This window comes from Undibacterium sp. YM2, assembly GCF_009937975.1.
GTDB lineage: Bacteria > Pseudomonadota > Gammaproteobacteria > Burkholderiales > Burkholderiaceae_D > Undibacterium.
The window spans coordinates 584220-602549 of the sequence record NZ_AP018441.1 but is presented as its reverse complement, the minus strand read 5'-3'; the positions used below and the strand labels follow the sequence as shown (position 1 = coordinate 602549).

Here is an 18330-nt window from a genome sequence, read left to right as displayed (position 1 = left end):
CCCAGCGCTCGCTACCAACGACGACCATTTAAAAAAACCTGGCCTCATCATGACTAATCCGCATCACGCGGCCCCGGCATATTGCGGCCATTCTGGTGCAGTACCAGACCGCTGATCTTGCCATCGGCCTGGCGCTGGAAGCTCAGTTGTGCATCGACGACCTTTAAAAAGAATTTGTCTTTTGCCTCGGCAAAGATAGCATTGCTGCCCTGGCCGGTAGCCTGCGCAAATAGCTGGCCTGACTGTTCGCTGATGATGAGTTTGAAGCCGGGTGCCAGAGTATAGCTGCCGATATATTGTTTAAGCTGTTCAGCAGGCAGGCTTATTTCTGTACGCCTGCTTGCGTTTGAAGCCGCTTCTGGAGCAGCCTCGCCTATGCGCGGTGCGGGCGAGGCATGGCCGTTCTGGTGCAGGGTCAGTGACTGTATCTTGCCACTGGCATCACGCTCAAATTGCAGGCTGGCTTCGACTACTTTATAAAAGAATTCATCTTTCTTGCGCGGAAACACTGGTGCCTGTGGCTGCCCTGTCAATTGCGCCAACAGGCCATCTGGCCCGGCGCTGATATTGAGGATGGCACCGGGGCAAGTTGATAACGGCCTGTGTATTCTGCCAGTTGATTTGCGCTGAGCTTGTCGGTGGCTGTATTGCCGCCTGTATTGCCGACATCGGCAGGCAGCAAGGCTGCCATGCCTATGTCATCAACATTGACGCTGGCATTGGCCAGCACGACGACACCGCGCTGGCCATCTGCCGTAAAACCGACGAAAGATGCATAACCGCCCGTCATGCCGTTATGCCAGACCACAGTCTGACCGCGCACGCTTTGCACATGCCAGGCCAGGCCTATCTGCAAACCCGGCATACCAGTGGGTCGTTGCGGCTGTTGCACCAGTTGCAGACCTGCGGGCATCTTGACATTGGCACTGTGCATGTGTGCCTGCAAATAGCGCAGCATATCTTGTGCGCTGGAACGCAAGGCCCCTGCACCTGCGAGTGTGGGCATGTCCCAGTTGGCGACAGTCTTGCCTTGTGCATCATGACCAATTGCCAGATTGTTTTGCATGTTGGCAGTCAGGGCGATGCCGGTATCTGCCATTCCCAGCGGCTTGGCAATGCGCTCCTGCACCAGCTCTGCATAAGACTTGCCAGCTCGCGCAGACAGTGCCTGGCCCAGCAGGCCAAAGCCAAGGTTGGAATATTCATACTTTGCAGCCGGCGCGCGCGTCAGTTGATAGCTGCGCAAAAAAACGCGCAGATTATTCTCTGAGTAATCTGCATAAGGGTTATCCGCCTGCCTGGGCGAGAAATTGGCAGGCAACCGTGGCAGGGCTGAAGTCTGAGTAGCCAGATCCAGCAGGGTGATGGCACGGCCCTGATATTGCGGTATGGTGTAGGCTGGTAGCAGCGCTGCCACAGTATCATCAAGCTTGAGCACGCCACGCGCGTGCATGTCTGCCAGCAATAAGGCAGTAAAGGTTTTGCTGACTGAGCCTATTTCAAAAACGGTATTGGCATCTGGCAGGTGGGCTTGATTTTTGCCATCGGTACCATTTGTGACCTGACCAAAGCCCTGTATTTTTTGCTCCTGACCATTCACGGTCACGACTACCAAGCCAGGAATCGCGGCACTGCTGACACGTGCATTGGCGACTTTTTGTGCAGCTGCAGCGAAGTCCTCTGCCGCAGCGACTGGCCCCAGAATGAAGAGGCTGCATACTGCGAGCAGGGCTGATGATATCTTCATGAACATTCCTTTATGTATATTTTGCATGCCATTGGCAAAAAAATATGTACGTGCATTATGCAAAGATGCGCGATGCACCTGCCCGACCCTGTCACTGCATGACAACATTGCCCAGCAAAATGCTGCTCATATTACAACAAGACAAGTAAAAAAAGAACAATTCCAGAGCTGCTTCTGACAAAGCTGCCGCCGTGCCGCTTTGTAAGTGTGGCTGCTCAATGGCATACTGATACCTGACCAGCTTTTACAGCAGTACCTGCACCTGTCCTTATCTGCCCTTGTCTGCCCTTTTTCAGGAAATCCCCTTGCGACCTGCCGTTCTTCCAATTTTTCGTTTACTGCCCATCTATTTATTTGTTTTATTTTGTTTATACGGTGCCAATGCACAGGCCAGTGTCGTCAACTCAAATTATGAAATCGACTGGGTGGCAAATACCAGCGCACGCGGGAATGATGGCGAAGTCTTATATCTGGGCAGGCGCTTGCGCACTGACGTGTTTTTACTCCCATATAACATTACAGATGAAGGATTTGTCATGGGCGTCAAGGGCAGCCCGACTGACTATTACCCCTTGTCGCCAGAGCGTATCAAAGAGCTGCAGCAAAACGGCATGCTGCCCACACCCTTGCCTGGCTACCGCATCAGGTTGATCGATTACCTCATCGGCAATGCCTTGTGGATGCCATTTCTTATCCTGCTTTTGTATCTGCTGTTGCGCATGACTCAAGTTGTACATGCACGCAAGCAAAAATTTGCCGACGAGTTTTCATCTGCGGCGTTGGGCAAGCTGGTCGCCAGCTACCAGAAAAACTGGTCGCTGCAGAAATTGCATTACTTGCTCCTGATTTTCTCTTATTTGCCACTGGCGATGGGCTGGACCATTGCGTCCTGGCCGGTTTTTTTGCTCGGCATTCTCCTTCTCACACCTGCGCTGCTCTTGATTGTCAGTCAGTTCAACTACCAAGTACATGTTTATGAAAAAGGCCTGACCGTACAGGGCCCTCTGGAGGCCGGATTGATCAGCTTCTCGACGGAGCTCAGCATTTATGAGAATCACGCACGTAACAGCACCAGCATGGCGGCGCTTTTTTCCGGGCGACTCAATGATTGCCTGATTTTAAAAAACCGTAGCTCCCGCAGCACTGAACTGATCATCCCCAGCAATATCGCTAATATGGGTGAACTGCTGACCCGCCTGCGTCAATTGCAGGAAAAAATCCTTTTTCCACATTTATTGGAAAAATATGAACAAGGCGCAAGCCTGGATTTTTCTGCCTTAAAAGTACGCAAGACCCATCTGATGACTGCAAACAAGGTGATCAACGCAAACGATATCGGCAGCATAGAAGTGAAGCATGTTCTGTACAGCACAACGTTGATCATCCGTGACAGGACAATGAAAAGAAGCTTGATAAGCCTGAACTTGTCCGCACTGGCAAATTTTTGCGCCCTGATCCCTCTGCTGAACATGTATTTCAATCCAACGACCAGGCGGCCATTTCCGCAAGCAGCATCCCCTGTGCAAGCTGACCAGACGCAAACCAACGGCGCTGCCACCACGACTGATGCTGTAGCAGATTCCCTGCTGGCAGCCATCAGCGAGCGCCGGAAAACCGAGCCCTTGATCGGTGCCAGACTGGGTGGTAGAGAAATTCTCAAGCGCCTGATGGAAGCCATGAAAAATGACAAGGGCGTGCACATAGAATCGCTGTTGAGCATGCTGGGTGCGCTGGCTGGTTTTTCCTGCCAGATGAGCGCACGGGCTCAAATGCATGGCAATGAAATCATCAAGGTAGATTGTGACGACGGTACCAGCTACTTCATGGGCGATGCTATCAACCGCCCATTGGCAGAGAGCCAGTATTCAGTCTGGTCAATGATATGTGGCGCAGCCGAAAGCAATGGCGCAAAACCGCAAGACAGGCCCGACCTGCACGCACTCTTCAAGCATGTGAGCAACACCTTGGGTAGTGCAGAATTTGGCAAGCCACGTTTGCCCAGTGGTTTTCCGGCGTCAGACACACCACTCAATTACCTCAAGAATTTCTGGCCTGCCTTGCAACCCACGATAGAAAGATTTTGCGCCAGTCCTGATGAATGGCCCGTCGCCTATGCCCTTGCCATACAGGATGTCATAGACCAGGTTAGCACCACCACGCCAGCGTATGTCGCTGTTGCCATCGTCATGGAAAGTGCGGTACCCATGTCCAAAATCAATCCAGCTTTGATCGGTATCCGGGTTCCGCAAAAAACATGATTGCGGCTTGCACCAGGCTTCACATATAAATCGCCTGCCAGCCAGTTGCCGGCATGATGAGGTTACCCTTTTCTTTGGCAACATCCTTGGCTGCAAAGCGGGCGCAATGGACTTTGTTTTTGAGAGGGTCGGTGGTATCACTGTTGGCGGGCAGTTGCTGCTCTTCACTGCCTTTGACCAGCACAGTCTGGTTTTGTCCTGCGTAGCAAATGCCTATGCTATTGACCGAGGGCATGAACAGGCGAAAATACCAGGGCACCAGTTCCTTGATGGCCATTTGTGCAGCCTCTATGCTTTCACTGATGTCGGCATATTTGAAGACATCTTGCGGCAGTTTGGGCAGCAGCAGGACATGAACTTCCATCGAGCCTTTTTTCTGGTTGGTGACAAACTCGGCACCATCGGCATAGGCGGCCTGGTCCAGCGGTACGTTGACAAAACCGGTTGCTGAAATGTCGAGCTGCTGGTGGGTATTCTTGCCGTCAAGGTAGATACTGAGGTTGGGTACCGGTGCACGGGTTTTGGCCGAGGTGATGCGTATCTGTATCTGTACCTTGTCTTTGCTTGCTGCACGCACTTTGGACATCAGCTCATAAGCCATCTTATACGGCATGATGGCGGGGTCCCTGACGGCTTTGACTTCTACACTTTGTAATTCTTGTGCTGCAGCTTCAGCCGCGCTTGCAGATGAGCTTGCGGGCGTACTGGCAGGTGCACTTGCAGGCGTGCTGGCAGGTAAGCTGGCCTGCGTTTGTGCCTGGCTACTATGTGCTGACATCATGAGCAGCGTGAGCACCAGCGTGGCGACATATCTAGCGGGAGTGAAAACAGAAACTGAGGGCATGTAACATTTCCTTGAATGATTATGCTGCCGGGGCGGGGTAATGCATCCCACCGGGCAGCCTGTGCCTGCATCCCACGCAGCAAAAATTGGGGAGAAACAGGCACAACAATTTTCAAAGTGTCCTCACTTTTGATACATGGTGCTATATTTTTGGACAAAGTACTGGATTTTTATCCTCAGGGCACTGCCTGGCAGAACTAATTTGCAAATTTATTACTCATTATCAATTTATCTCAGGCTCACTTCACCTCAATCGCTTCTACCCTGATCAATTCGCAGGCACCTGCGCCGGTGTCATCGCGGGTCAGGGATGAACGCCAGTGCCAGCCATCGGCAGCTTTGGCCTCAACCAGTTGGCCGCGTATCTTGACTACCTGGCCGACGCGCACATCTTTCATGATTTTTTCCAGCGCAGGCGTGGTGGGTATCAAATGCATGTTCGCGCTGTGGGTGGCGATTTCTGCCGGTGGCCTTGGTGGCTCTTTTTCCCAGCGATAGAAATAAAAACGGTTGCTCTGCCCTATCGACAACTGATCAAGCACCGCCGTATCTGACATGGAACCCCATCCCAGCGCCAGATCTACCGGGGCCAGCTCGGCTTCGCGGTCAGATGAATAAGTCTGCTTCGACAAGACCCGTGCCTCTACCGTAAAGTCTGCCAGCGCTGTCAGCTTGTAATTATTCTGATCGTAAGTCTTGCCAGAACCTGAAGTCTGCACAGGCTCATTCGGCGCGATACTGCCTGGTGGCACTGGCAAAGGACGGTTACGCCAGTGTTGGACGGCAAAGAACAGGATGATTGCAGCGATGATCCATTTCCATGGTGACATAATTGATTTACTAAATAAGATGTGAAGAATGTGAAATTTCGAAATATATTTGTTACCTGTATCTTATTTGAATTTGTTTCTCAGGTATATTCTTTGCATCTGAACTCTTGCGGTGCTGTCTTCGGTGCGCCACTATTTTAAATGCAATTTTATGCAAGCTATTTATTTTTGCGGTGACACCCACGGCAATTTCCAGCATGTGATTGATGCAGTGCTGGATAAGCGCCCTGCCGCCATCATCTTCCTAGGAGATTTGCAAGCCCGCCAGCCGCTGGAAATGGAGCTTGAGGCCATCGTTGATCTGACTGAAGTCTGGTATATCCACGGCAACCATGATACAGATACCGATGCTGACTACGACCACCTGTTTGGCTCAGCCCTGGCTGGCCGCAACCTGCATGGGCGCATAGTTGATGTTGCCGGTTACCGCATCGCCGGTCTGGGTGGTGTGTTCAGGGGTCATATCTGGATGCCGCCGGGGCCAAAGAAATTCCAGACGCAAAGAGAATATACGCAGAAGGCAGGTAAAGAAAACCGCTGGCGTGATGGCTTGCCGCGCAAGCATTACAGTTCCATCTTCCCTACCGACTACAACTACCTCGCCAGCCAGCGTGCCGACATCCTGGTCACGCATGAAGCCCCCAGTGCCCACCCGCACGGCTTTGCCACCATCGATGAACTGGCCCGCAGCATGCGCGTGAGCCGCAGCTTCCACGGTCATCATCACGACCGTATCGATTACAGCGAACACCAGGAACGCCTTGGTTTTAAAGCGCAGGGAGTGGGTTTGTGTGGAGTATCGGACATAGACGGCAACGTCATTGTCGCAGGCAAGCATGATCATGAAGTGCCCTGGGCAACGCTGCATAGACGTAGATAAGCAGACGTAGATAAGCAGGTAAATTGAACAAACCCTGAGTGTCACAAAGCTGCCAGCCTCTGCCTGACTGCATACCACGACCAGTTCAAGTTCACACCCAGGCTGGCCAGCACGATCAGCACCAGTCCCGCCATTTGCAGCAGACTGATGTGTTGCCCATACACAAGATAATCCACACCTAGCGCCGACGCCGGATAGACGAAGGTCAGCACCGCAATTGCCGTCGTAGGCATTTTGGGTAATGCGCCATAGATCAATACATAGGCCAGCGCGGTTGGCATCAAGCCCAGCCCAGCCAGCCATGCCCATTGCTGCATCCTGATGCCATCAACCGGGATGGTGACCAAACCAGCCAGCAAGACCAGGCCCACCAGGCAGTGTATCAATGCAATCAGATGTGCTGGCATATTGCGCATGGCGCGGGTGGTCAGGGTCACACCAGCATAGGCGCATGCACCTGTCAGTGTCAGCAGCAAACCTGTCAGGTATTGCTTATTTATTTGCCCACTCACCTGTATTCCACTCACTTGCAAGCCGCAGGCCAGCACCAACCCGAAAAAGCCCAGGAATATCCAGGCCAGTTTATTGGCAGCGATTTTTTCACGGAACAGCACCGCTCCCAACAGCAGGACGATAAACGGCTGCACATGAAAAACAATCGTGGTAACCGAGATACCTATGCGCTGTATCGCTGCAAAAAAAGTCACCCAGTTCACCACCATGAGCACACCACCAAATACTGCCAGCCCCAGGTTCTTGCGTGAGAAATTGGCAGCGACAAACATGCCTTTGTAAGCGCAATAAAGCGCCAGCGCGATGGCGGCAAACAGGCAGCGGAAGAATACCGTCGTCACAGCATCCAGGCCAGCTTCATGAATAAAGATGCCCAGCGTTGCCAGCATCAGCATGGCGGCGATGTACGCCAGTGTGGCATTGCGGTTGTAAGGGATGGCGGCTGATGGCGCAGACATGTTTTGCTCTCTGATTGATTATTGCGCTATCATGAATTTTGTCCATGCATCAGACAAGCTGATTAAATTGAAATCATACTTTCGAATAACTGAATCATGAATTTATCTGAACTCAACCTCAGTCAGTTGCGTACCTTTGTGCTGGCCGCCGAACGCCTGAGCTTTGTCAGCGCGGCAGAAGCCGTGCACAGGTCACAGGCCGCAGTCAGCATGCAGATCAGCAAGCTTGAAACCAGCCTGGGCCAGCCCCTGTTTGAACGGCATACCCGGCGCATCGCCCTGACGCTGGCGGGTGAAACCCTGTTACCCTTTGCCCGCCAGCTATTGCAGACTGAACAGGCGGCACTGAATGCATTACGCACGCAACAAGTGGTGGGCAAGGTGGTGCTGGGTTCACCGGATGATTATGTATCCTCGCTACTGCCTGCTGTGCTGGAGCGGTTTTCCAAGAGATTTACTGGCGTGGAAATAGAGCTGGTGTGCCTGCAAAGCCTGTTGCTCAGACCCCTGCTGAAGAAAGGTGCCATCGATCTGGCCTTTGTCACCCGCGATGAAGGTCTCGATGGTGCCTTCATACGCCGTGAACCCATGGTCTGGGTAGGCGCAGAAAAACACGCCGTTTGGAAGAAAAGCCCGCTACCAGTCGCCCTGTACGACAAAGGCTGCGTCGCCCGCGCCCATACCCTCACCGCACTGGAAAAAAGCGGCCTACCCTACTACTCCACCTACAGCAGCCCCAGCCTGCTGGGCATACTGGCGATGGTCGAAGCAGGCCTGGCGATAGCCGCACTGGCCGAATGCAGCGTCCCTGCACATCTGGTGCGGTTGGGGAAAGCGGAAGGTCTGAAACCGATAGCGCCGCTGGATATTGTGCTCATCAAAGGCCGCAAAAATAATTCGCCTGCGGCGGAGTGCCTGGCGAATGAGATTATGCAGGGGTTGAGTGAGCGGCGTGGGGTGTAGCGCGACCTAGGCCATTGCAACAATAACGCTGTGGCTATCAACAAACTGTTCAAAGCGGATGATCTTTTCGTCCTTTAATTGCCAAAGATGGACGACTCTGGCTGTGAAAGATTTTTGGCTCGTCTTATGCGTACCGCTATAAGTGCCATAAGCCACGACCTTGTCGCCGCTGGCGACGTAATCTTCTACGGTGAATTTGTAGTCTAGCCATTCGGTGGCGAGACGGTAGAAGACATTCTTTTGTATGTCGGTGAAGCCAATATAAGTACCGGCATAGGGGAAACCTTTCGCCTCGGTCCAACTGGCGTCTGTCGCCAGATAGCGCTGGAGGTTCTTGCCGTTTTTTTCCGAGATCTTACCTTCATAAGTGCTTTTGATGATATTGAGGTTGCTCATATTTTTTGCGCTTCGCAGGAAACAACATGGCGAACCATTGTTCGCCATGTTTGGTAACGTTCTAGTGAATTAACTGAACCAAACTCACCACTTCATCTCACCCTTATTTACCTTGGCACCAATATCCAGAGACAAACCTGGTGGCGCATCAGGGTAGGCTTTTTTCATGGCTTCAATCAGCTCAGCACCTGTCTTGGTCGCCGCTGCATTCTTCTCAAACGACAGCAGATAGGCCTTCGTATAAGTGATGGCGCTGATATCAATAGCGGCGCCAGACTTCATGTGGCCAGGCACGACGATTTTTGGTTGCAGGGCTGCCATTTCATCGAGCTGTGCGACCCAGGCGCTGCGTTCTGCCACGGTCTGGGTGTCTGCTGTCCATACATGCAGGTTACCAAACACGCCTATGTTGCCGACGATGGCTTTGATGGAAGGTATCCAGAAATAAGGGCGATGTGCCAGCAAACCCTGGTTGCCGCGCAGCTCGACCACTTGGCCATCGACGGTCAGGCTATTGCCACTCATGGCTTTTGGCAGGATGGGTGTACGTGGTGCATTGGCACCCATTTTTGGGCCCCAGAAGGCGACTTTGACTGCGACTTTGGCTGTCAGCTTTTCCAGCACGGCGGGTGTGGCGACAACATCGGCTTGCGGGAAGACTTCCTTGAGGGTTTCTACACCGAAGTAATAATCAGGATCAGCCTGGCTAACCAGGATGGTTTTAAGTTGCTTGCCGCTGTCGAGCACATTGGCTGCGATGCGCAAGGCATCTGCACGGGTGAAGCCGGCATCGATGACCATGGCTTCTTTCTCGCCATAGACCAGGGTGGAATTAACATTAAAGCTATTGCCGTCAGCGTTATAGACTTTGACTTGCAAGGGTGTAGCTGCCTCGGCAGAGGCGAAAGTGACAGCGAGGGTAGTGGCCAGGATGGTAGTGCGCAGCATGGTGGGCTCCAGATTTTAAGGGGTTTTGAATCTGTATTGATTCAGTGCTTGCAGTTTAATTTCATTTTTTAGCCAGATAAACCAGCTAAAATGCACATAACTGTTTCAATATTCAAGCAAATGGCAGATAGATCATGGACAGACTGACAGCAATGCGGGTGTTTTGTGAGGTGGCTAGCAGTGGCAGCTTTAGTGCTACGGCAGACAAGCTGGACATGTCGCGCGCCATGGTGACGCGTTATGTGAGTGAGCTGGAAAGCTGGCTGAATGCCCGCCTGCTGCAAAGAACCACGCGCAGCGTGACCCTGACGGATGCGGGTGAACAATGCCTGCGCCGCAGCCAGCAAATGCTGGTGCTGATGGAGAATATAGAAGAAGAAACCCGCAGCGATGATGCAGAATTGCGCGGGCAATTGCGGCTGACTTGCAGTACCTCGTTTGCCTTTGGTCATCTGGCGCGTGTCATCAGCAAGTTCCTCGCGCAACATCCCTTGCTGAAAATAGACCTGCATGTCGGTGATGGCACCGTCAACCTGGTTGAGGCGCGCATAGACCTGGCGATACGTATCAGCAGCGAGCCTGATCCTTTGTTGATCGCGCGGCCACTGGCTATCTGTGACTCTGTGTTGGTCGCCGCGCCTTCTTATGTGCAGCAGGCGGGTTTGCCACAACACCCGCAGGACTTACCTGCCCATCGCTGTTTAAGCCATGCCAATTATGGCCGCAACACCTGGCGCTTTGTGCGTGAGGGCAAGGGTGGAGATGACAGCGTGCAGGTCGATATCGCCAGCCATTTCAGTGCCAATGATGCGACGGTATTGTTGCAGGCGGTACTGGCTGGTGCGGGCATTACCCTGTTGCCGACCTACCTGATGGGTGATCATCTGGACAAAGGTGATCTGCAAATCATCTTGCCGGAATGGACGGCACCACCCATGACTATCTATGCCCTATTCCCTTCGCGCCGTCACTTGTCGCCTGCGGTGCGTGCTTTGCTGGATTTTCTGGTGGCGGAATTTGCCAGCCAGCCCTGGTGAGTAAATGCCGACAGGCCCTGGTTCCATGCCGTCTTTGAAATCAGCATTACACTCCGCATATTCTCAGCCATTCGGTAAAGAACAAACGCGCCTGATGTGCAAGGTCCAGCGTATGGCTGGCCGCCTGCTGGCGCATCTGTGGTATCGATAATTTTTCGTGTGCCATTTCATAGGCATTGCCTACAAACCAGGCCTCCAAACCTGCTGCCGTCACCTCTGGATGACACTGGAACGCCAGACCATGCTTGCCCCAGCCATAAGCCTGGTTTTGGCAAGCCTCGCTAGACGCCAGCAATTGTGCACCCTGCGGCAAATCGAAGGTATCGCCATGCCAGTGGAACATATTGCAATGCCTTGCATCAAAATGCCGCACTGGCGTGTCCTTACCTTCGTTTGTCATCTTCAGCGGAAGCCAGCCTATCTCTTTGGCCACCGCCGGATAAACGCTGGCCCCCAGCGCACGTGCCATGATTTGCGCGCCCAGGCAGATACCCAGCGTGGGCAAGTCTGCATGCAGGCGTTGCTGCAGGAAATACACCTCTTGCAACAAGAAGGGATAATTGTCATCTTCGTAGGCCCCGATGGGCCGCCCAGCACGATGCACACATCAGCCGCCAGCGGGTCCAGCGCAGCCCAACCCTGGGTACAGGCGTTAACTTCCTGAATGTCAAAATCCTGCTCTTTCAGCAGGGCAAGAAAACTGCCTGCATCTTCAAAAGCGACGTGGTGGATGATCAGGGCAGTTTTCATGGGGGCTCCTCAATATGGCTTTGCTTACATGATCCCGAGTGTGTTGCAACTTGCACTGTGGACATTTGCGTGGACAATTCAGCGCGAGTCCAATAAACAATATAGTCTTGAATTTGCTAAATTCAAAACGCGCCGTGTCATATTGATGAGGCTGATGAGTGGAAATTTGTAGGCTGGGCCGCCAAGGTTTACTTCCCCTTCATCCCCATCTTCTCCAGCGTCAGGGTCTCGTCCGCTCGCCCCCAACCACCATCGGTCACTTCTTCGACCAGCACCATGGTATAGGGCCGCACGCCTTCGCCAAAATATTCGACAAACATGGCTGTGGTGCGGTGGATGATTTCTTCTTTGCGGCTGGCATCGATGATGCCTTCAGGGAATTTGAAATTTGCAAATGGCATGATTATTTCCTTTAAAATAAATTAGGCGAAACCGCCGTTGACACGTAATACTTGTGAATTGACCCACACACCATCAGGGCCAGCCAGGAAGGCAACCGCTGATGCAATTTCTGCTGGCGTGCCTATGCGTTCCATGGGATTCATCCTGGCGATGTTGCTGACCTGCTCTTCCGTTTTGCCGTGAAAGAACATCTCAGTGCCTACCGGCCCTGGGGCAATGGCATTGACGGTGATATCGCGTCCACGCAATTCATTGGCCAGCACATGCACCAAACCTTGTACTCCTGCCTTGCTGGCGATATAGGGGCCATAGGCAGGAAAGGATTTGGCGATCACGCTGGTCGATAGTGCGATGATGCGCCCGCCCTTTTCTACATGCTGCGCCGCCTGTGCCAGTACCAGGAACGTGCCGCGCAGATTGATGGCGATGAGCTTGTCAAAGGCATCAACATTGCTGGTGTTGATGGTGGTCATCGTCATGCTGCCAGCACTGTTGACGACCACATCTATGCGGCCAAAGACTTCTTTGGCGGTGGCAAACAATTGCGCCACATCTTCAGGCTTGCTGACATCGCCCTGCACGGCGATAGCCTTGCCCCCTGCCGCCTGTATGGCGCTGACAGTTTCCTGCGCCTTGCTCACATTACCTGCGTAATTGACGACGACGGCAAAACCATCTGCCGCCAGGCGCAGGGAGATGGCCTGTCCTATGCCGCGTGAACCACCGGTGACGATGGCGGTTTTTGTTATTTCATTGTTCATGTTTTTTCCTTAATCCAGATTGCACAGACTGATGCGTCTGTCTGGATCACACTTTAAGCATTCAACCCAGCAAGATAAATACTGATAAACTCATAACATAATTCAACATAGCTCAACAATCATGGACAAACTGGACACCCTGCAACTGTTTACCCGCATCGTTGAAACCGGCAGCTTCAGCCGGGCGGCGGATATGCTGGACATCCCCAGAGCCAGTGCCACCCATGCCATCAAGCAGCTGGAAATACGTCTGGGCACCCGTCTGCTCGAGCGCACCACACGCCAGGTGCGCACTACACTCGACGGTCAAGCCTTTTATGAGCGTTGTGTGCATATCATCAGTGAACTTGATGATGCCGAGGCATCAATGCGCCATGTGGCCGCCAATCCTCGTGGAGTCTTGCGGGTCGATATGCATGGCACCCATGCGACGCAAGTGGTGCTGCCACGGATACATGAGTTTCGCGACCGTTATCCCGGAATAGACCTGGTGGTCAGCAGTGGTGACCGCCTGGTTGATCTGGTGCGCGAAGGTGTCGATTGCGTCGTACGCGGCGGCAATCCGCGTGATTCAACCTTAGTAGCACGCCGCCTGGCACTGATGCCGCAAGTACTATGTGCAAGCCCTGCCTATCTGGCCAGATTTGGCACACCACATCACCCAGATGATTTGATGCTGCACCAGGCAGTCAGGTTCTTTTCCAGCACGACCGCGATAGACTATCCTATCGTGCTCAATATCGACGGCCAGGTGAAGGAATTTGATGTCGGCGGCTGGATGACAGTCAATGATGCCGAGAACTACGTGACCTGTGCCCTCTCGGGCTGCGGCCTGATACAACTACCGCGCTTCCATATCGCCGACGCCTTGCACGATGGCCACCTTGTAGAAGTGCTGGCAGACTGGCAAAGCCCGCCCTTGCCTGTCACGGCGCTGTACCCCTACCGCCGCCAGCTATCGCCACGCGTGCGGGTGTTTGTGGATTGGCTGGTGGGTTTGTATGAGCAGAAGTTTGGGGTCTTGCCTGTGGCAATGAAAGGAGAAACAAATTGATGAAAATTCGTTTACCAGTCTTGTGGGGCAGGCCTGCGGATGTTGATTACGGGGCAGCGCAATTAAAACTGTCAGATATCCTGCCAAAGACAGGGCAGACCACTAATGTCTATTTTTCTGAAGATGATAGTCCGGTTTATAAAGAAAGCCCGCATGTGTTGTGGACGCCGCCCTTGACCGAAATAAATTGTTGGTCCGATCACCCCAGTGACATTTTGCATAGCTACATCGTGACGGGGCAGGTGAAATTTATACGTCAGATTCCACAAGATAATGAAGATGCCACACCGCTGGAAAGAATGATAGAAAAAAAACTGGAATATGAGTTGCTCATTACGGATGTACAGCCTTTGCTCAAGTTATGCGATATGGTGAAAACAATGTCGGCAGAGTTGTGGCAAGAACATTATGGCAGCAAGACCTTGTCTGGCCTGTTGCAAGCCAGAAATGATAATGGAACTCTTTTTGGCTATGCTGATGACTCAGATTGGGATGCTGTGCGCTGGATTGGAATGGCGAATATTGGTGATTATATTTACCTGAATTTCAGTTGCCACGAAGCGCATTATGACCTACTGCTTCAACAGGAGGGCAAGCAATTATTTGTTCATTATTTCAGTGCTGATATCTGCGGTTTAATCGAACGATATATTGCATACAAAAAGCTCCCATCAAGCGAAAATACAGGTCTCAAATCATTGATGGCAAGAGCTGTCGCACTGAAGGATAGCTTTGGTGATTACCTGCTTATAGATGTCTAGCCACCTAGGTTGGAGCGGACAGCACTAAGCTACGCGTTGTAGGTTGGGCTACGCTTCACCAGCCTAGCGAGGCCCGGCCCAACACTGGGCTTTCAAATGACGTATACGATGGCTGAGGCCGAGTGTTGGGCTGATAACCCGCAGCCCAACCTACGCCACTACGCCCGACAATTTTTCATCCGGAACCCGTCATCAAATCACAACTCCACCATCACCTCAAAACCACCATAAATCATGCGTTTGCCGTCGCAGGGCATGGGATTGGCTTCCTGGCTCAGGCGCGGGTCTTGCATGGCTTTTTCCCATCCGGTATTGCGCGCTTCTTTTGATGGCCAGGTCATCCAGGAAAAGACCACGGTTTCATCTTCCTTGCATTGCACGGCCAGGGGGAAAGAAGTCAGCTTGCCGGGTGGCACATCATCACCCCAGCATTCGACGATACTGAGTGCGCCATATTCCTTGAACACCGGCGAGGTTTTTTCCGAATACAGGCGATAGGCTTCCCGGTTGGCATTGGGCACCGCGAGTACAAATCCGTCAACGTAGCTCATGCTGAAACTCCTGGTCTGGCAAAGATAAATGAAGGATGAAGCTGATGGATTTTTGAACTATCCAAAGCATCAAAAAAAGCAACCGTATTTGTCGCTGTGCTTGAATTCTAGTGCAAAGATTTGGCCTGATGTTAAGTATTTTTTGTCACCATGCTGTGCGCATACCCTGTTTGATTTTCCTTGAACATGCCTCAATTTCATCCACGATTAGTTCTGGATATAAATCGATTTAATCCAGGATTGATTTTGAATGTACATCAATTTAATCCAGTTCTAGCCCGGCTGATTCCTGATTCCTGATTCCCTTAACCTGATTCCTGATTCCTGATTCCCTCCCCCTCCACCCATCGCAATCCATGCGATGACGTGCGAGATAAAAAAATTTGGCGATTTTCAAAATTTGCGTCAAGATGATGGCTGCGAATTTTGTCGTCCGTACCTAACCCACCGCGGGCGAATCAGCACTACACAGCCCACCCCGATTTGAAAGTAACCCCATGCGTCTCGCCTACTCCACCTGGCCCGAAATCACGGCTTTTCTGGCCGACTCCAAAACCGTTATCATCCCCATAGGTTCAAATGAGCAACACGGCCCCATGGGCTTGCTGGGTACGGACTGGATGTGTCCGGAAATCATCGGCACTGCTGCCGAAAAAATCGCCCAGCAAAACGGCCAGGCCATGATGCTGGCACCCACCTTCAACATCGGCATGGCGCAGCATCACCTGGGCTTTGCCGGGACGATTTCGCTGCGCCCTTCAACCTTCATGGCGGCGATTGAAGACTGGGTCTTGTCGCTGGCGCGCCATGGCTTTGACCACATTTATTTTTTGAACGGCCACGGTGGCAATATCGCCACCATCGAGGCGGCTTTCTCGCAAATTTATTCGCATTATTCGTACAACAACAAGACCTGCCCGCTGACGCTGAGGCTGAAAAACTGGTGGGACTTGCCTGGCGTTGCGCCGCTATGCCATGAGATGTTCCCGGTTGGCCATGGCTCGCATGCGACTCCCTCAGAAATCGCGGTCACCTACGCTGCTTACCCAGACCAGGTGCGCCAGGTAGAGCTGACACCAAAAATCCCGCCGACTGGCCCCATCCTTGATGCACTCGATTACCGCGCCCGTTTCCCGGATGGCCGCATCGGTGCCGACTCCAGCCTGGCGACGATAGAGCTGGGGCAGCAGATCATCGATACTGCGGTAGCTGGGTTGTTGAGTGATATCAAGCTGTTTAGTGCTGAACAAAAGCCTGCATGATTGCCACTCATAGCCATTTATGACCGCCGATAGGCGTCACATTGATTCACAAAGCTGCTGAAAAAATCATCAACATTTCCACATGGAAATCTGGTATTGTTTTCTTGTAGCCCGATGCTGAAAGAAAAAGTGTGGTCTTTGTATTGCCAAACCAGCCTGCAAAGCCTACTCTGGATTCGCCGTTGTTCGTTACGGTCAGGCATTTGGCCACGCCATAAAAACACATACCGGAGACATCATGAGACAATTTTTCAAAAGCATCCTCGTCGCTTTATCCCTGTCATTGCTTGCCCAGAGTAGCGCATTTGCCGCCGAACATGCGACGGCACAAGAAGCAATCGACATGATCAAAAAGGTCGTTACCTACTACAAAGCGAATGGCCCTGAAAAAACCTATGCCGCGGTGAATGACCCCAAGGGGCAGTTCATTTACAAGGATTTGTATGTGTTTGCCGGTACGGTCAAACCTGGCGGTGTCACTCTGGCGCATGGCGGCAACCCAAAATTGCTAGGCAAACCCCTGGGGAATTGCGTGATGGTGATGGTGTTTTCTTCGTCAAAAAAATCAATGAAGTGGCAGCCAGCAAAGAGGGCAAAGGCTGGGTCGATTACAAATGGCCAAACCCTGTAACCAAGGCGCTGGAGCAAAAAAGTACTTATGTGGAACGGGTAGATGAGATTTATTTTGCTTGCGGCATCTATAAATAAATCTGACCCAAACTTACTCAAACCAGGCTGTATTTCTTGCCAAATCTCTATGCTGACTGGCCGTGATCGTTTGAACACGGCCAGCAGCAATCAAGCTCCCCTCTTTCGTCTGATGGTAAAATGATAGCTGGCAGCCTCGCTACGCTATTTTTTAGGCTGTTTTAGACTATTTTCATCCCCCTGTTGCATTCTGATCTGCACACATTAGCTGGATACTTCCAGATGTACAGGATGCATTTGCCCTCTATTTTTACCATTTATTTTTATGCCATATATCGGAGCAGGTTTTCATTTTCTCATCGCCCTGTTTTTTGCGGTGCACGCCATGCGCAACAAACGCGAGATGTACTGGCTGATGATTTTATTCATGTTCCCCTTGCTGGGTAGCGCGGTGTATTTCTTTGCAGTATTCTTGCCAGAATCGCGCCTGGAGCGCGGCATGCGCAAGACCGTGATCGCCGCCGCCAAAAGCCTCAATCCAGGCCGCGAACTGCGCGAAGCACAGCAGGCCTTTGATCTGGTACCAACAGCACAAAACCAGATGCGCCTGGCAAATGCCTATCTGGATGCAGGTGATACTGCCAAGGCAGTGCAACAATATGATATCTGCCTGCAAGGGCCTTTTGCCAGTGACGCCGTCATCCGCATGAATGCTGCCGAAGCAAAGATCTTGCATGGTCAGGCAGAAGAAGCCATCAGCCTGCTACTGGCAGTACGCAAAGACCAGCCCAATCACAGGCCAGAACAGCAAGCCCTGTTGCTTGGCAGAGCCTATGTAGAAGCCAGCCGCCAGCAAGAAGCAGGCACCACCTTTGCCGATGCGGTAGCCCGTTTTGGCAGCATGGAGACGCGCGTTGAATATGCCCTCTGGGCATTGCAGGCAGGTGAGCAAGGTATCGCCGATGCGCAATACGCAGAAATCCAGCAAAACATGAGGCACTGGAATAGCGATACCAAAGCCATGAACCGTGATCTGGTCAAGCGCCTCAACAGCGCTTTTGCTGGCCGCAAGTGATGGGTCTATGTTGGGTGCGCCGTGCGCACCATCGTTGAAAAATACGATTGCTGTTGATCAAAAAAATGGTGCGCATGGCACACCCTACTGGATGTTATTAAGTTGCGCTCACACTCAATGAAAAGCAATCGATACGTTAGCGAAAAATTTTCGCGATATGTGTAATTTCGTAGGGTGCGCCGTGCGCACCAC

Annotated in this window: 22 protein-coding genes; 9 read left to right on the top strand and 13 right to left on the bottom strand. The window is 52.2% G+C overall.

From position 1 onward, the window contains the following. Window positions 1-53 precede the first annotated feature (53 nt). Window positions 54-542 (bottom strand): DUF3471 domain-containing protein, encoded by a 489-nt coding sequence (locus UNDYM_RS02860; RefSeq protein WP_162039685.1) that lies wholly within the window; start codon window positions 540-542, stop codon window positions 54-56. Then, the gene (locus tag UNDYM_RS02855) at window positions 530-1747 is read right to left on the bottom strand and encodes a serine hydrolase (protein ID WP_162039684.1); all 1218 of its coding nucleotides are present in this window, start codon (window positions 1745-1747) and stop codon (window positions 530-532) included. Before UNDYM_RS02855 ends, UNDYM_RS02860 begins: the two co-directional genes overlap by 13 nt. A 305-nt stretch (window positions 1748-2052) precedes the next feature. Here UNDYM_RS02855 and UNDYM_RS02850 point away from each other — a divergent pair, with 305 nt between their 5' ends. Further along, entirely contained in the window at window positions 2053-4005 is a 1953-nt protein-coding gene (locus UNDYM_RS02850) for a DUF6585 family protein (RefSeq protein WP_162039683.1), read from the top strand. 19 nt (window positions 4006-4024) lie between these two features. On the opposite strand, the gene UNDYM_RS02845 is transcribed toward UNDYM_RS02850, so the two are convergent. Both UNDYM_RS02845 and UNDYM_RS02840 read right to left on the bottom strand, forming a co-directional pair. After that, window positions 4025-4849, bottom strand: coding sequence for a hypothetical protein (locus UNDYM_RS02845; RefSeq protein ID WP_162039682.1), 825 nt, complete (start codon window positions 4847-4849; stop codon window positions 4025-4027). A gap of 239 nt (window positions 4850-5088) precedes the next feature. Continuing rightward, window positions 5089-5679 carry a hypothetical protein gene (locus UNDYM_RS02840; protein WP_162039681.1) on the bottom strand — a complete coding sequence of 197 codons (591 nt, stop codon included), beginning with the start codon at window positions 5677-5679 and terminating at the stop codon, window positions 5089-5091. Between the two features lie 151 nt (window positions 5680-5830). On the opposite strand from UNDYM_RS02840, the gene UNDYM_RS02835 reads away from it, so the two are divergent. Further along, window positions 5831-6559 (top strand): metallophosphoesterase, encoded by a 729-nt coding sequence (locus UNDYM_RS02835; RefSeq protein ID WP_162039680.1) that lies wholly within the window; start codon window positions 5831-5833, stop codon window positions 6557-6559. 41 nt (window positions 6560-6600) lie between these two features. On the opposite strand, the gene UNDYM_RS02830 is transcribed toward UNDYM_RS02835, so the two are convergent. Further along, a complete protein-coding gene (locus UNDYM_RS02830) occupies window positions 6601-7530 on the bottom strand; it encodes a DMT family transporter (protein WP_162039679.1) in 930 nt (309 codons plus the stop codon). A 96-nt stretch (window positions 7531-7626) separates the two neighbouring features. Here UNDYM_RS02830 and UNDYM_RS02825 point away from each other — a divergent pair, with 96 nt between their 5' ends. Next, complete coding sequence (locus tag UNDYM_RS02825; protein WP_162039678.1) at window positions 7627-8493, top strand: LysR family transcriptional regulator; 867 nt, start codon at window positions 7627-7629, stop codon at window positions 8491-8493. Between the two features lie 6 nt (window positions 8494-8499). Here the strand turns inward: UNDYM_RS02825 and UNDYM_RS02820 are convergent, their stop codons facing one another. Beyond that, window positions 8500-8889, bottom strand: a complete 390-nt coding sequence (locus UNDYM_RS02820; protein ID WP_162039677.1) for a nuclear transport factor 2 family protein — start codon at window positions 8887-8889, stop codon at window positions 8500-8502. Between the two features lie 84 nt (window positions 8890-8973). Further along, window positions 8974-9837, bottom strand: a complete 864-nt coding sequence (locus tag UNDYM_RS02815; RefSeq protein ID WP_162039676.1) for an MBL fold metallo-hydrolase — start codon at window positions 9835-9837, stop codon at window positions 8974-8976. 134 nt (window positions 9838-9971) lie between these two features. Between UNDYM_RS02815 and UNDYM_RS02810 the strand changes: the two genes are divergently transcribed. Further along, window positions 9972-10874 (top strand): LysR family transcriptional regulator, encoded by a 903-nt coding sequence (locus UNDYM_RS02810; protein ID WP_162039675.1) that lies wholly within the window; start codon window positions 9972-9974, stop codon window positions 10872-10874. A 46-nt stretch (window positions 10875-10920) separates the two neighbouring features. Here UNDYM_RS02810 and UNDYM_RS02805 read toward each other — a convergent pair whose 3' ends face one another. The 3 genes from UNDYM_RS02805 to UNDYM_RS02795 all read right to left on the bottom strand — a co-directional run bounded on the left by UNDYM_RS02805 (window position 10921) and on the right by UNDYM_RS02795 (window position 12787). Beyond that, a complete protein-coding gene (locus UNDYM_RS02805; RefSeq protein WP_162039674.1) occupies window positions 10921-11478 on the bottom strand; it encodes a glutamine amidotransferase in 558 nt (185 codons plus the stop codon). Window positions 11479-11812: 334 nt separating this feature from the next. Then, window positions 11813-12025 carry a tautomerase family protein gene (locus UNDYM_RS02800; protein ID WP_162039673.1) on the bottom strand — a complete coding sequence of 71 codons (213 nt, stop codon included), beginning with the start codon at window positions 12023-12025 and terminating at the stop codon, window positions 11813-11815. A 21-nt stretch (window positions 12026-12046) separates the two neighbouring features. Then, on the bottom strand, window positions 12047-12787 hold the full coding sequence (locus UNDYM_RS02795) for an SDR family oxidoreductase (RefSeq protein WP_162039672.1): 741 nt from the start codon (window positions 12785-12787) through the stop codon (window positions 12047-12049). A 121-nt stretch (window positions 12788-12908) separates the two neighbouring features. Here UNDYM_RS02795 and UNDYM_RS02790 point away from each other — a divergent pair, with 121 nt between their 5' ends. Together UNDYM_RS02790 and UNDYM_RS02785 are read left to right on the top strand one after the other, a co-directional pair. Continuing rightward, window positions 12909-13841, top strand: coding sequence for a LysR family transcriptional regulator (locus tag UNDYM_RS02790; RefSeq protein ID WP_162039671.1), 933 nt, complete (start codon window positions 12909-12911; stop codon window positions 13839-13841). Further along, the gene (locus UNDYM_RS02785; protein ID WP_162039670.1) at window positions 13838-14602 is read left to right on the top strand and encodes a hypothetical protein; all 765 of its coding nucleotides are present in this window, start codon (window positions 13838-13840) and stop codon (window positions 14600-14602) included. Before UNDYM_RS02790 ends, UNDYM_RS02785 begins: the two co-directional genes overlap by 4 nt. Before the next feature lie 197 nt (window positions 14603-14799). Here the strand turns inward: UNDYM_RS02785 and UNDYM_RS02780 are convergent, their stop codons facing one another. Further along, a complete protein-coding gene (locus UNDYM_RS02780; protein WP_162039669.1) occupies window positions 14800-15153 on the bottom strand; it encodes a DUF1428 domain-containing protein in 354 nt (117 codons plus the stop codon). Window positions 15154-15650: 497 nt separating this feature from the next. On the opposite strand from UNDYM_RS02780, the gene UNDYM_RS02775 reads away from it, so the two are divergent. Beyond that, window positions 15651-16415, top strand: coding sequence for a creatininase family protein (locus UNDYM_RS02775; RefSeq protein ID WP_162039668.1), 765 nt, complete (start codon window positions 15651-15653; stop codon window positions 16413-16415). Window positions 16416-16461: 46 nt separating this feature from the next. Here the strand turns inward: UNDYM_RS02775 and UNDYM_RS30380 are convergent, their stop codons facing one another. Continuing rightward, window positions 16462-16662: a hypothetical protein gene (locus UNDYM_RS30380; protein WP_232063680.1), complete on the bottom strand. Its 201-nt coding sequence runs from the start codon at window positions 16660-16662 to the stop codon at window positions 16462-16464. A 33-nt stretch (window positions 16663-16695) separates the two neighbouring features. Further along, window positions 16696-16905: a hypothetical protein gene (locus UNDYM_RS30375; RefSeq protein ID WP_232063679.1), complete on the bottom strand. Its 210-nt coding sequence runs from the start codon at window positions 16903-16905 to the stop codon at window positions 16696-16698. A 38-nt stretch (window positions 16906-16943) separates the two neighbouring features. Here UNDYM_RS30375 and UNDYM_RS30370 point away from each other — a divergent pair, with 38 nt between their 5' ends. After that, window positions 16944-17123: a cache domain-containing protein gene (locus UNDYM_RS30370; protein ID WP_232063678.1), complete on the top strand. Its 180-nt coding sequence runs from the start codon at window positions 16944-16946 to the stop codon at window positions 17121-17123. A 265-nt stretch (window positions 17124-17388) separates the two neighbouring features. Then, window positions 17389-18138 carry a hypothetical protein gene (locus UNDYM_RS02765; RefSeq protein ID WP_162039667.1) on the top strand — a complete coding sequence of 250 codons (750 nt, stop codon included), beginning with the start codon at window positions 17389-17391 and terminating at the stop codon, window positions 18136-18138. The last annotated feature ends 192 nt before the right edge of the window (window positions 18139-18330 follow it).

Excerpts from the sequence above, each read along its gene's own strand:
- UNDYM_RS02855 (WP_162039684.1), bottom strand. The coding sequence starts at position 1,747 with ATGAAGATATCATCAGCCCTGCTCGCAGTATGCAGCCTCTTCATTCTG.
- UNDYM_RS02845 (WP_162039682.1), bottom strand. The coding sequence starts at position 4,849 with ATGCCCTCAGTTTCTGTTTTCACTCCCGCTAGATATGTCGCCACGCTG.
- UNDYM_RS02840 (WP_162039681.1), bottom strand. The coding sequence starts at position 5,679 with ATGTCACCATGGAAATGGATCATCGCTGCAATCATCCTGTTCTTTGCC.
- UNDYM_RS02835 (WP_162039680.1), top strand. The coding sequence starts at position 5,831 with ATGCAAGCTATTTATTTTTGCGGTGACACCCACGGCAATTTCCAGCAT.
- UNDYM_RS02830 (WP_162039679.1), bottom strand. The coding sequence starts at position 7,530 with ATGTCTGCGCCATCAGCCGCCATCCCTTACAACCGCAATGCCACACTG.
- UNDYM_RS02825 (WP_162039678.1), top strand. The coding sequence starts at position 7,627 with ATGAATTTATCTGAACTCAACCTCAGTCAGTTGCGTACCTTTGTGCTG.
- UNDYM_RS02820 (WP_162039677.1), bottom strand. The coding sequence starts at position 8,889 with ATGAGCAACCTCAATATCATCAAAAGCACTTATGAAGGTAAGATCTCG.
- UNDYM_RS02815 (WP_162039676.1), bottom strand. The coding sequence starts at position 9,837 with ATGCTGCGCACTACCATCCTGGCCACTACCCTCGCTGTCACTTTCGCC.
- UNDYM_RS02810 (WP_162039675.1), top strand. The coding sequence starts at position 9,972 with ATGGACAGACTGACAGCAATGCGGGTGTTTTGTGAGGTGGCTAGCAGT.
- UNDYM_RS02800 (WP_162039673.1), bottom strand. The coding sequence starts at position 12,025 with ATGCCATTTGCAAATTTCAAATTCCCTGAAGGCATCATCGATGCCAGC.
- UNDYM_RS02795 (WP_162039672.1), bottom strand. The coding sequence starts at position 12,787 with ATGAACAATGAAATAACAAAAACCGCCATCGTCACCGGTGGTTCACGC.
- UNDYM_RS02790 (WP_162039671.1), top strand. The coding sequence starts at position 12,909 with ATGGACAAACTGGACACCCTGCAACTGTTTACCCGCATCGTTGAAACC.
- UNDYM_RS02780 (WP_162039669.1), bottom strand. The coding sequence starts at position 15,153 with ATGAGCTACGTTGACGGATTTGTACTCGCGGTGCCCAATGCCAACCGG.
- UNDYM_RS02775 (WP_162039668.1), top strand. The coding sequence starts at position 15,651 with ATGCGTCTCGCCTACTCCACCTGGCCCGAAATCACGGCTTTTCTGGCC.
- UNDYM_RS30375 (WP_232063679.1), bottom strand. The coding sequence starts at position 16,905 with ATGCGCCAGAGTGACACCGCCAGGTTTGACCGTACCGGCAAACACATA.
- UNDYM_RS02765 (WP_162039667.1), top strand. The coding sequence starts at position 17,389 with ATGCCATATATCGGAGCAGGTTTTCATTTTCTCATCGCCCTGTTTTTT.